At 39.1% G+C, this 13583-nt stretch carries 10 protein-coding genes; 8 read left to right on the top strand and 2 right to left on the bottom strand.

Features of this window, described 5'->3' with window-relative positions:
* Positions 1-211: 211 nt before the first annotated feature.
* Complete coding sequence (locus tag HYU69_01635) at positions 212-6697, top strand: T9SS type A sorting domain-containing protein (GenBank protein ID MBI2269038.1); 6486 nt, start codon at positions 212-214, stop codon at positions 6695-6697.
* A gap of 69 nt (positions 6698-6766) precedes the next feature.
* Here HYU69_01635 and HYU69_01630 read toward each other — a convergent pair whose 3' ends face one another.
* Positions 6767-7081: a septum formation initiator family protein gene (locus HYU69_01630; GenBank protein ID MBI2269037.1), complete on the bottom strand. Its 315-nt coding sequence runs from the start codon at positions 7079-7081 to the stop codon at positions 6767-6769.
* Between the two features lie 117 nt (positions 7082-7198).
* Between HYU69_01630 and HYU69_01625 the strand changes: the two genes are divergently transcribed.
* Together HYU69_01625 and HYU69_01620 are read left to right on the top strand one after the other, a co-directional pair.
* Positions 7199-7942: a L,D-transpeptidase family protein gene (locus HYU69_01625; protein ID MBI2269036.1), complete on the top strand. Its 744-nt coding sequence runs from the start codon at positions 7199-7201 to the stop codon at positions 7940-7942.
* A gap of 36 nt (positions 7943-7978) precedes the next feature.
* Positions 7979-8269 (top strand): hypothetical protein, encoded by a 291-nt coding sequence (locus HYU69_01620; GenBank protein ID MBI2269035.1) that lies wholly within the window; start codon positions 7979-7981, stop codon positions 8267-8269.
* Between the two features lie 146 nt (positions 8270-8415).
* Here the strand turns inward: HYU69_01620 and HYU69_01615 are convergent, their stop codons facing one another.
* Positions 8416-9417, bottom strand: coding sequence for an acyl transferase (locus HYU69_01615; GenBank protein MBI2269034.1), 1002 nt, complete (start codon positions 9415-9417; stop codon positions 8416-8418).
* 48 nt (positions 9418-9465) lie between these two features.
* Between HYU69_01615 and HYU69_01610 the strand changes: the two genes are divergently transcribed.
* The 5 genes from HYU69_01610 to HYU69_01590 all read left to right on the top strand — a co-directional run bounded on the left by HYU69_01610 (position 9466) and on the right by HYU69_01590 (position 13467).
* Entirely contained in the window at positions 9466-9993 is a 528-nt protein-coding gene (locus tag HYU69_01610) for a hypothetical protein (GenBank protein MBI2269033.1), read from the top strand.
* Positions 9994-10107: 114 nt separating this feature from the next.
* Positions 10108-10794: a response regulator transcription factor gene (locus HYU69_01605; protein MBI2269032.1), complete on the top strand. Its 687-nt coding sequence runs from the start codon at positions 10108-10110 to the stop codon at positions 10792-10794.
* Positions 10795-11155: 361 nt separating this feature from the next.
* Entirely contained in the window at positions 11156-11842 is a 687-nt protein-coding gene (locus tag HYU69_01600) for a response regulator transcription factor (protein ID MBI2269031.1), read from the top strand.
* A 106-nt stretch (positions 11843-11948) separates the two neighbouring features.
* Positions 11949-12989: a sensor histidine kinase gene (locus tag HYU69_01595; protein ID MBI2269030.1), complete on the top strand. Its 1041-nt coding sequence runs from the start codon at positions 11949-11951 to the stop codon at positions 12987-12989.
* Positions 12990-13173: 184 nt separating this feature from the next.
* Entirely contained in the window at positions 13174-13467 is a 294-nt protein-coding gene (locus HYU69_01590; GenBank protein ID MBI2269029.1) for a response regulator, read from the top strand.
* Positions 13468-13583: the final 116 nt, after the last annotated feature.

Here is a 13583-nt window from a genome sequence, read left to right as displayed (position 1 = left end):
TTTCTTTTGGACCCATGACTTCTGATATTATGTGTTGTAAATCAATAATTTAGCGATGATTCATTTCGATCAGATTGTTATTAACAACTTAAGTTAATATTATACAGTCGAAATGGGTAACTTTCCTCGGCTTCTTACGTATAAGTACTTAGTTTATATTGATAATGGATATTTGTGTCCAACTTAATTTTGCCTTAAAATCAATTATGGTATGATATCTTTTTTAAAGAAATTTTTTTTTATTTCAGCACATGCCTGTTTGATCTTTATGTTTCAACCTAAAGAATTAAGTGGAGCCAACTATTATTTAAAAGTTAATGGCGGAGCTTGGAATGCCGCTGCCACTTGGTACACCGATGCCTGTGGAGGCGTCACTGTTGCCGGTTCTGCACCTGGTGCCGGAGATAATGTTTATATATGTTCGGGTATTACCGTTGATATAGATAATTCAGGTACTCCTCAATGCAATAATCTTACTATGCAGGGTGGAACCATTTCTTATTCCAATAATAAAACTTTAACTGTAAATGGTAATTTGACCGTTACCGGTGGCGTAACAAGTACTGTCGTTATTAGCGGCGGCGGAGCGAACCCCAATAGAAAGTTTAATGTGACAGGCATATGCCAGATTGATGCAGGTTCAACTCTGGACATGGGTGGGGCATCATGGACCCAAACGGGTGCTGTAAACATTGATGGAACGCTTAATTTTACCGTTACTGCAACGGGTAACAAAACGTTTAATAATAATATTGTTATTTCTGTAACAGGAACATTCAACAATAGTACAGGTGAAACGCCGACAATAAACGGAAATATTACAAATAATGGCAGCTGGATAGGATGTACCGGTGGAACATGTACATATACCATGGGATCTGTGGCGGGTACGTATACAATAACCGGAAATGCAATTGCGATGTCGGTACTTAGCGTTTCAAGCAGCACGACTGTTATTAATACAGGCATATTGGTTCTGGATGGTACTCCCGGTAACATTTTGACCGGTAATGGAACATTTACAAACAGTACAAACGGAATATTATATGTTTCCGGAGGAGTTGGCGGTTCCCCTGTTACCGTTACTACTTTTAATTCTACAGCTTCTCCCAATACGGTTTATTACAACGGTTCAGGTAACCAGGCTGTCCGCACTCCGACAGATGGAGGATATTATGATTTGGTTATCGGAAATAGCGGAATCAAAAACTATCAGAATGCTGCTACTACTATTGTTATTTCTAATTCCCTGATCATAAAGGATGCAGCTGTTTTTGATATTGATGGCAATACATTAAATGGAGCGGGTTCCTTAACTATGACTGAAACTTCCGACTTTCAAATCTCAAAATTAGCTACAACGGTTCCGGAGTTAACCGGCACTTATTCTCTTACAGCAGGCACTATAACATTGGATGGCGGTGGAGCCCAAACTCTCAGAACTTCAACAACAGGGGGGACTGCCTGCTATAATTTGATATTGGGTAATAGCGGCGCTAAAACAATTACAGGTTTACTTACAGTAAATGGCGACATGACAGTTTCCGGTAATGCTACTATTGCTGCTCATTCTGCCTTTGTGCAAAATTGTTCAAAAACTTTCACATATTCATCGGGCGGCACCACTACATTAACTGCGGCTACAGATATAGGGGTGGGAAATTTTTTGCAAACTACAGGTACTTTGAACGATAATTCCAATACCATTACTTTTTGCGGTTCAACCTTTGTATATAACGGAGGCACATTCACGGCCAATGGCCGGGCAACGTTTAATGCCGCAGCAACAACAGTAAGTGGTTCGTCAACAACAACATTCAATAATGTTACCATAAATGCAGGCATGACGCTTGTTGGCCATGCCACAAGTATGAACATAAAAGGAGCGGATTTTACCAATAATGGCACTTACACGCATAATAGCGGAACAGTTGCAATTACAGGTAACGTTACCATTGCAGGGACAGCCACAACTTCGTTCTTCAACCTCAGACTGACAAGTGGAATCCTTACCGGGCACGCCACTAATATGAATATTGAAGGGACCTTTACAAATAATTCAACTTTTGCTCACAATAACGGGAAAGTTACATTTACAGCCGGCAATGCTCAATCCATTGCAGGTTCTACAACTCCTACAACATTCTATAACCTTGAGATCAATAAAACTGCAGGCACCACAGTGACTCAAACTGTAACTACAGTTACGGTTTCCAATTTACTTACTATGACTGAAGGGATATTTGATATAAACACCCTTACATTAAATGGTGCCGGTGGTCTTACCGCCACAGGTGGTGATCTTCAGATTGGAAAAACGACAACTGTAGTGCCGGAACTAACAGGAACTTATACTCTTACAGGCGGAACTATTACCCTTGATGGAGCCGGAAACCAAACTTTGAAAACTGCTACATCCATTCCTTCTGCAGTAGGGGCAGATGTTTATTACAACCTTGTTTTTGGCATAAGCGGGGCTAAAACAATTGCCGGCCTGTTAACTATTAATGGTAACGCAACGGTTTCTGGTTCTGCAACTATTGCTGCCACCAACTCCGCGTTTGTTCAGGCTTGTGCCAAAACATTTACATATGGTTCGACCGGAAATACAACATTAGCCGCAGGCGTTAATGTTACAGTTGGCAGCTACACGCATACCGGATCCGGCCAATTAAATAATGGTAGCAATAGTAATTTCATTGTTACCGGCAGTGCCTGGAATAAATCAGCCGGCACTTTTTCAACCGCCGGAACAGGTAGAGCAATTTTCCAGGGATGCGCCATAGCCCAAACATTTACTGAAACAGCTGCGACTACTTTTATTTACGTAACGATTAATAATGCAAGCGACATCACATTGAATAATAATATGACCATTAGCGGCGATCTTAATTTTACTGCTGGAAATATTGTTACCGGATCAAATTTTGTTATACTTAATGCTACAACTACTACTGTTACCCGTACCAGCGGTCATGTATACGGTAATTTGCGCAAAGCAATTGTTGCCGGGGTTTCAAGCAGAACATTTGAGATCGGTTATGGTGCTGATTATTTGCCAATTGATTTTACTTTTGGAGGTGCAACTACAGCCGGAAATTTAACATGTTCCGCCAACAACGGCGATCATCCATTTGTATTTTCCTCTACAATTAACTCATCCAAATCCGTAAACAGGTATTGGTCTGTAACAAACAATTCAATTGCAACAATTAATTACAGTGCTGTATTTAATTTTCTTGCAGGAGATGTTGATCCTGGCGCAACAACAGGTAATTTTGATGTGCAGCGTTATGACGGGGTTGCATTTTGGACTGCAACAACGGTTGGAACTAAAAACGCAACCAATACACAAATTACCGGGGAATCTGTTCCGGCCAGCGGAACAACCAGGGCTTATGGGATAGGAGAAAATTTTGGCACACTGTATACTTACAACCGGCTGTCGAACGGAACGTATAATTGGAGCGATCTGACAACCTGGATCCAGGAACGTTCAAATTCTATTACAGCCACAAATGGATCTGTCAATGTTGTTTGTCCCGGAAGTAACTGCAATTTCACAACAAGTTTAATAGCGGGTGATGTGCTGATGTTTCAGGCAACGCCCGGAACAGTTATTGGTGTAATTTCATCAATTACAGATGACAATAATTTAGTTTTGACTGCCGTATATGGAGGTGCCACCACAACCGGCTCATATGGACGTGAAAAGGTTCCCACATCAACCGATATGGTAAGAATTGGAAATGATAATGCGAATGCAGGGGCAACAACAATTACTGTTGATGTAAATGGAAGCGCTGTTAGAATTGAATTTTTGGCAACGACTATTGCCCGCAACAATATTTTACAGCACAATTCAGGGGTTGATCTTGCTATTGGCAGCAGTATAATTATTAATCAGCCGAGCTCAGCCACAAATGCGCACCAATGGGCAATTAATGGCGGTACAGCGACTGTTCAGGGTAATGTTCAAATTGGAAGCGGAATATCGACTCCAAACAGGGTATCAAGGGTTGACATTACCACCGGAACATTAACTATTGTAAGTAATCTGGTGTTTTTTCCGTCAACAACGGCCGCAAACGCGGTTTTAACATTAAACGGCGGTGCCGGAACAGCAACGGTTAATTTAGCCGGAGTTCTTAACCTTGATGGAGCCACATATTATGGAACTTTTACAGCCGGATCAAACAGTATTTTTAATTATAATGGGACATCGGCTCAAACTGTTAATATGGGAGTTAATTATGCAAACTTATATATAAATAATACAAATATCGCAAGCGGAGCTACGCTGGCTGCAGCGGTAACAACAACCAATGTAACTCAGAATTTGTTTGTGCAATCAGGTACCTTAAAAAATGGTGGTTTTCCGATAGCCGGGAATGGCACCAAGACATTCCAGGTTTCAAACGGGGCAAAGTTTTATATGACGGGGACTTCAACTTTTCCCACCGGTTTTGGAACATTTACTTTTGGAGCCAGCAGTAATACTTATTATGAACAAACTACAAATCCCATTACTATAACTAATGTTGCTTCTCCGGGCTATGGCAATTTGTTCCTGCACCCTGCAGGAACGGCAACGCAACGTTTTTCTAATACTACTTATTACATGCAGGGTAATTTAACAGTTGGAGATGCTACTAATACTACAACAGTAAATGCTACAGGTGCTACCGCAACTGTTAATATTTCCGGAAGTGTTATTATAAGCGCCAATGCTACATTAAATTGCAGTACCAATGCAATGGATCTGAATGTCGGAGGCGATTGGACAAACAGCGGAGGAACATTCACACCCGGAACAAGGACTATTAAATTTAATGGGTCAGGTGCGCAACAAATCAATGGGACTGCTGCGTCACAAACATTTTATGATATTAATGTTGATAAACCGGCCGGAGCCTTAACTGTTGGCGGATCAACGATTGCTATAACATCTAATGATATTACACTCGCAGCTACAAATGTGGGAAGCTTTACAGCACCGGCCAGCTTAAGTCTTAATGCAACCGCATCAGCTTCTGATCTGATCCTGTCAGGCGGGACATTTATAGCCGGTGCAACCATCAATATTACCGGTAATTGGACACGTAATAGTACTTTAACAGCCTTTACTCATAACAGTGGTACGGTTAATTTTACAGGCACTGCAGGGCAGATCATCAATGGCACTAATTTATCTGAAACGTTTAATAATATAGTACTTGCAAAAACTGCGGGTCAGACATTGAGCACCGCAGGAAGCATTGCCACAATTACAACAAATAACTATACCCAAGCTACCGGTAATTTTACCGCTCCTGCCACAATGAACATTGGTGGAAATATGCTATTGACAGCTGGCACTTATACAGCCGGGGCTAATACTAATTTATCCGGCAATATGACTTATAATGGAGGGACTTTGACACCGGGAGCTAATACATTTACATTTAATGGAAGCGCAAGTCAATCGGTCAGCGGAAGTGCAACATATCCGGATTTTAATAACATTACTATTGATAACAGTTTTCCGGGTAGCGCTGTTGTTTTAAGTAAGCCTGTTAATGTAAATGGTGTCTTTACTTTAACGGATGGACACATGATCACCACTTCAACAAACATATTGACATTGGGCGCAACAGCAACGGTTACATTAAATGCACCTGTTACACAGGACAGTAGTTTTGTAAAGGGGCCTGTAAATATTACTTATGCTACAACTTCTTCTCTTACAAAGATTTTACCCATTAGTAAGGATAACAAATACCGTAGATCTGAACTTACTATTGCTCATACTGCCACTACTTCTACTCAGTATACCTGTGAATATTTTCATCTTGGAGCCCGTTCCCTTGGCTGGACCAAGCCTGCGGGTGTAGATAGTGTATCGTTAATGGGTTATTGGGATTTGAACCAGGGAGTAGGGGCTTTAGTTGCATCTGCAAGTATAAAACTGTATTATTTTCCTGAGAATGGCGTAACCGACCCTGCAAATTTGTGTGTTCTTAAGGGTAATCCATCCGTATGGACAAATATCGGGGGAACAGGAACCGCAGTCGGAACGGGAACTATTACATCAACAATTAATTTTACAACATTCAGTTACTTTACTTTTGGCAACAGAACAGGCGGGACCAACCCTTTACCTATAGAACTTCTTTCATTCACTGCGATAAAAAATGTGAATAAGGTTGATCTGAATTGGACCACTGCAACGGAAACAAACAACGATTATTTTACCGTAGAAAACAGTGCGGACGGGGAAAAATTTGAAGTCATAGCCCATGTTGATGGGGCAGGAAACAGTGTGAAAGCAATCAAGTATTCGACAGTCGACCTCAAACCATTTAATGGAATTTCATATTATCGCTTAAGACAGACAGACTTTGACGGGAAATATACCTATTCAAATATAGTGTCAGTTGATTTTGCAAGTAATGAAACCTTCTTTACAATATTCCCTAATCCTTCAGTTGTAGGTGAGGCACCTCAATTAAGATTCACTATTGATGAAGTCAAAGGTGTTCTGGTGGTTGTTAATGACATTAACGGGAAAGAGGTTTTTTCTAAAGTTACAATTGTAGAAAAGGGAGATGATCGGGTTCTTGCAATTGATCCCACGAATACATTGCCGGCCGGGACCTACATTATTTCGGCTTCTTCAGATAACTCTATATACAGACAGAAGCTGATTATTAAATAGGAATACATAGTGAACAAGAAAGCTCCCCTTTCACTCGTCCCTTTCACTCGTCCCTTTCACTCGTCCCTTTCACTCGTCCCTTTCACTCGTCCCTTGTCCCTTTACCAATACAAACACATCCTCATTGTCCTTTTTCATCAGGTATTTTTCCCTTGCAAATTTTTCGAGATTTTTCGGGTTCGTCATAAGATCTTTCATGTCGGATTTATTCTTGCCGATCTCCGTTACAAAATAATTTTTTTCTCCCTCCAGCTTTTTTACTTCTTTTCGAAGTTCCATTTGCGATAATAGATCGTTTTTGTCGAAAAAGGAAACCCAGACAACGAAAGCCAATAAAGTCAACGTGTACTTGTTTTTAATATATGGAAGTGTTTTTTTTAGCATAACAATAATATAAGCTAAAAGTAGTTTTATGCTAAGCCGTAATAACCGGGTGCAAACTAAAGTTTTGAACATTTAATTTTTAATTTCAGGTCAGATTTATCGATAAATCAGATTAATATGATTCGCAGATATTTCATAGTTGCAGTAACGGGTTTAGTCTGTTTATCTTATACCGGCAACTCGTTTAAAACTGAGCAATTGAAATTTAGCCGGGTTAAAACGGCTTATGGCGAAAAATGGAGTACAGTAAAAGGCAAGTTGGTAAAGGCCGGCATTGATACTTCCCGTTTTGAGATATTTATAAGGGCATTCAAACGCGAGGCTGAATTGGAAGTATGGGCCAGGTCGAAAAAAGAACGGTACAAACTGGTTGAAACATACGCTATTTGCAGTTCATCGGGCGAATTAGGTCCTAAGCGACGGCAAGGTGACGGACAGGTCCCTGAGGGTTTTTATCAGGTCAGCGTATTCAACCCGACAAGCAGCTATCATTTATCGCTGGGAATAAACTATCCGAATAAATCTGATAAGATTATTGCAGGTAATGCGAACGCGGGCGGCGATATCATGATACATGGAAATTGCGTAACAATTGGTTGTATACCATTAACGGATGCCAAAATAAAGGAAGTATATATAATGGCGGTGGAAGCGCACGGAGGCGGCCAGCAAAATATACCAGTTCATATATTTCCATCCCGTTTAACCGAAGATCAATTTACATGGTTAAAAGCCAAAACGGGTGATGGAAAAATGCTGGCTTTCTGGACTAATCTCAGGGAAGGATATGTCTTTTTTGAGAACAAAAAAAATTTGCCATCAATAACTGTCGATCAAAGCGGAAAATATACATTCAAATAGGAAGGGTGAGCGCCTGTAGGTTTCGGTACTTTCGGTATTGCAAAACGCGCCGTAAGAGTTGGCCGTAATTCTCAAACCGGAAAAGAAATTAAAATTGCTGTTGCTTCTATCTCAACGAGCATTCCGGGATCTATCAGCGCTCTTACTTCAATCATTGTTGTAACCGGCTTTATGTCGCCGAAAAATTCGCCATGTGCCTGGCCGACTTTTTGCCACTGCGAAATATCAGTTACATATAAACGTGTACGTACCACATCACTTAATTGCGCTCCGGCATCGGTGAGTGCTTTTTCAATTCTTTGCAGAATGTATTTGGTTTGTAAATAGGCATCGCCGGGGCCAATTATTTTTTCGCCGTCAATTGCAGTGGTTCCGGCAACCTCTATGATATTGCCAATGCGTACTGCTCTTGAATAACCAACAATGTTTTCCCATTTCGCGTTCGAGGAGATGTTGATTCGTTTTATCATCGTTCAGTTTATTAAAAGATTACAGCCTCTAAGGTCACTGTTATCAAAACGGCCCAATACTTCAAAGCTACGTTCATTGTGCATTTTTCCCAGGTCTTGTGTCGCAATAAACGAGCAAGAGTATATGTTGGCCAGGTCAATGATGTTAATTCCGCCGGTTTGGCCAGGCTGCACTAATCTAAAGGGGTCATTGGTATCCCTTATCATCACCTTCATCCAGGGCGGGCAATTGAATATTCCGTTTTCTTTCGAATAGGCCTGTGATAAAAGTTCTGTCATTCCGTATTCGGAGTGTATGGCTGTTAAACCAAATGCGCTTTTCAGAATTGTATGTAATTCAGCTTTTACAAGTTCCTTGCGTATGCCTTTCATGCCGCCGGTTTCCATAACAATAGCATATTTCAGTTTTGGAAATTTATTTTTCATCACTTTTTCAGCGAGATCGAGTAAAGCATAAGTTACTCCAAGCAATATGTAGTTTTGGTCGGCTTGTTCCAGCACTATTATCTTATTTAGCAGTTCATCGGTGTTTCGCAAATAAAACCCGCTGTCGGTACAATCACTAAGATGAATTAGGTTACCGACCATATATACAAGAGATGAGTCTTTCCGATCAAGGTAGGAAGGTAAAAGGCCGAGGAACGTATATTGCTGAGGCTTTCCGTAAAATAATTCGAATCCCTTTGTAAAGCTTTGTTCATATAAGGTAAGGTCACATACCTTGTGTTTGCTTCTATTGATATCAATGGTTCCGCTGCTTAGAAAGACACTCTCAATAGGCCTATTCCCACTTACAATTGTATGTGTTTTGAAGAATTCAACGGGCAAAAACGGAATTTGGGACAACCGGGTAATACTTGCCGGGTCAATGTTTAATAAATTGAGATACTCTTTATAGACTGCGTTTTGCCGGGATTGAAAATAGAAAATTTCAAGCGCAATATCCGTGAATGAAGTTTCGTTGGTTACCGAGAATATGCTATTTGCGAGCTGTTTGGTATTCACCTTAATGTGCTTTGTATAATCAGGTTAAATTTGTAATTTTAATATCAAATGTTCATAAGGACAAAAATACAATTATTGTTCGTAGGTATTGTTGCCATGAGTTTATATGGCTGCATCAAAACGCAAAGTGTTCCCAACACCCCTTCTATAGTTTTTAAGGATTTTGTTAAGTATGGTAAAGATTCAGCTGATATGATCATTACATTCAGGGATGGCGATGGCGATATCGGCTTGGTTGCGGGTGATACTGCTCCTCCACACAATGTTAATGGTAAGTATTATTATGATATGGTAATGGAGTACAATTATAAAGGGGTGGATGGTAAATTTCATCGGTTTAAGTCAGCAACAGCAACAGATTCAATGATAATAGGCTACCATATACCATACATAACACCAGTGGGTCAGAATAAAGTTTTGGATGGTGAAATACGGGCCCATATATTGGCCCCCTATTTTGTGGTTGACCCTCTGGTAATTCCCGCACATAAAGTGATACGTTTTGATGTATATATTTACGATCGGGCTCTTAATAAGAGCAATGTTATTACTACTCCCGAGATTAATGTCCCATAGGCATATTATCAGCCATTTTTCTGCTTATTTCCTAATCTTAAGTTAACCCTTCCTTAACACAGATATTGTCTGTATTGCTCTATTTTCGGGGCTATTTATATTCATTTTATTTCCATGCGCCTTAATAATTGCAATAAGATACTGGTTGTTGACGATGATTTGGGAATAGTACAGGATATTAAGCAGCTACTATTGATAGAAGGTTATAAAGTTGAAGCGGCCCTGAATGGCAGGCAGGCTGTTGAAATTGCGCTGCACTTTAAACCCCACCTCGTATTAATGGATGTTGCAATGCCTGTTATGGATGGTATTGAGGCCTGCATAGAAATGCGTGCTGTCAATTCCATTAAAAAAATGTTAATTGTATTTTATACTGATCGGAATGAAGATTATTCTCAAATAGCGGGTTTTAATGCCGGAGCGGACGATTACATTATTAAACCGGTAAAGCCTAAGGTATTACTTACCCGGATCCGGGTTCTGCTAAAACGATTGAATGGTACTTTAAATGAACTGCAGGTTAATGAAAAATCAACTATTAAAATTGATCGCGAACGGTATGTTGTAATTAAAAATGGAGAGGAGATAGCTTTTCCGCGTAAAGAATTTGAATTACTTTCACTCTTATACTCTTCACCGCGCAAAGTATTTACACGTAATGAAATCTCCAATTTAATATGGGGTTATGAAATTGTTTCAGCAAACAGGACAATTGATGTTCACATCCGGAAACTGCGTGAGAAATTAGGGAATAACTGTATTAAAACCGTAAAGGGAATTGGGTATAGTTTTGCATCATAAGGCCCTGTTCATTGCTATTATACCGAGCGAACTTGATTTTAAGGATTTTGAGATTCGGGAATTCTTAAATTGACTAAAAACCGGTATACCTGTAATTTTGTTTATCATATTGAATTTTTATCAAAAGAATTGTGCGATTTTTCATGTATCAATGGTTCTTTTGAATGGTTAATTCCGGCATTTCTATTCACTAAGTGAGTAAATGTTAACTTTGTAGAAAATATTTTATAAAGAGTTTGGTTTGGCAAATTGTGGTTTGAAAGGCGTTTGTCTTTTGTAAACAGCGTAATATTATGGTAATGTTTTATTAACATGATTTGGTGGAGGGAAGCGTAGTTTTACGTATAAAAATTTCATTTTAATGGACAACAATAATTATAAAATACTTTTAGTTGATGATGAGCCGGATATCCTTGAATTCCTGAGCTATAATATTAAACGCGACGGATATGCAGTGTTTACAGCGAATAATGGTAAGGAAGCCATAGCAATTGCAAAGAGAGAAAAACCCCATCTTATTATTTTAGATGTGATGATGCCGGATATGGATGGTATTGAAACCTGTCGTGAAATAAGAGCTTTGGAGGGATTGAAAAATGTAATGATTGCGTTTTTAACCGCCAGGAATGAGGATTATTCACAAATTGCCGGTTTTGAAGTTGGAGCCGATGACTATATCAACAAACCAATTAAACCAAGGGTTTTGTTGAGCCGAATAGCGGCTTTGTTGAGAAGGCATTCGAATAGTGAGGAAGAATTTGCTGATAATATGAACGTTGGAGGACTAAAAATAGACCGAGAGAGATACGTTGTTGTGAAGGATGATGTTGAAATAAATCTCCCCAAAAAAGAATTTGAATTATTGGCCTTGTTGGCGTCCAAACCCGGAAAGGTTTTTACCCGCGATGTTATTTTGGATACTATATGGGGAGATGATGTAGTTGTTGGTGACAGAACCATTGATGTGCACATCCGGAAATTACGGGAGAAGCTGGGCGAGCATTTCATTAAAACTGTAAAAGGTATTGGATATAAATTTGAATTTTAGTGCTTGTTACTGAATCAGCAGGTTTCCGTATGCCTGTGCGAAAAAACTGTTTAAATTCAGTTTTGCCACATTCGATTTTTCTTATATTAGAAGTGGCGCATTTATCATGAATAAACTCTCTCCTCTGTTATTTTCAATTCTTACTGCAACACTCACCGCAACTGTCTTTTATTTCAGTCTTTTTCAGCTCTTGTCATTCTCCCGATCATCAGATCTGTTGTTTGCAGGTGGATTAGTGTTTGTATTGATATTTGTTATAGTGTACCTTTTGACTAGAATTTACATCTATAGCAGACTTAAGCAATTATATGTAACAATACATAACTATAGAAAAACGGATATTGATGAGCAGGAAGTTGAAAAGATTGAATTCAGTAATGATGTGATCGAAGATATTGATAAAGAGGTAAATGTTTGGGCCGAGGAGCGGAAAACAGAGATTGATCGTTTGAAAAAACTCGAAACATATCGTAAGGAGTATCTTGGTAATGTGTCGCATGAGCTTAAGACACCCATATTCAATATACAAGGTTATATCTCAACTTTATTGGATGGAGGATTAGAGGATAAATCCATTAACCGGGATTATCTGCAGCGGGCTGAAAGTAGCGTAGATAGGATGATCGGAATTGTTGAGGACCTGGAAGCTATTTCGCAGTTGGAAGCCGGACAATTAGAACTTGAATTTGAGAAATTCGATGTTGTCGCACTTGCAAAAGAAATTTTCAGATCGCAGGAGATGAAGGCAACCGACAAAGGGATCATATTGAGTTTTAAAGATGTTGATGAAAAGCCGGTATACGTTTTAGCCGATAAATTCAGGATAAGGCAAGTGTTGACCAATCTCGTGGTTAATTCTATAAAATATGGTAAAGAGTATGGGGAAACTACATTGAAGTTTTCCGATGTAGGTGAAAACATACGTATAGAGATCTCGGATAACGGGATCGGTATAAGTGAAAAACACTTGCCGCGCTTATTTGAGCGGTTTTACCGTGTTGATAAACATCGTTCAAGAGAGCAGGGGGGGACTGGTTTGGGTTTGGCTATTGTTAAACATATCCTTGAAGCACATAATCAAATGATAAATGTAATGAGTACAGAAGGTGTTGGTTCTGTGTTCTCATTTACGCTTAAAAAGGCATAATCGATCTATTCAAAGTAATTTCTTCTTTTGCTCCTTTTCACTTTAAATTATTTCTGCTGATTTTTTCAAGGTGTTTCAATTTGTGATTGAAACTGCTTTTTTTCACATATAATAATGGTAAAGTAAAATTCGGATAATGATTTAATAATTTGTCCATCGTTACTTTATGTAAGAATAAATTAACATGGATACCAGTTTGACAAAGAGAATACTTGTTATTGATGATGAGCCAGATGTGCGTGAAATCCTCTCTTATAATTTTTCAAAAAAAGGCTTTAAAGTTTTTGCAGAGCCCGATGGCCTTTCCGGTCTGCTGTCTTTAAAAACAACAAAGCCAGACCTTATAATACTTGATATCATGATGCCATTTATGGATGGCTTAAGTATGAGCAGGGAATTAAAAAAGAATCCTGTGTTTTATAAAATACCGGTTATATTTTTAGGTGCTGCGACAAGTAATACCAATTATAAATATTAATTAGTCCAATTTATATTTGAAAAAACATACCCAAATCCACATGTTTTTTTTATGCTTTGTTCTGTGAGGTTGCTAAGTTCAAGTGTAATAAAGTCACTTACTTCATCAAGGGTTTT

Source organism: Bacteroidota bacterium (assembly GCA_016183775.1).
Classification (GTDB): domain Bacteria; phylum Bacteroidota; class Bacteroidia; order JABDFU01; family JABDFU01; genus JABDFU01.
The sequence above is the reverse complement of the archived record's forward strand: the minus strand, read 5'-3'. Positions and strand labels throughout refer to the sequence as shown.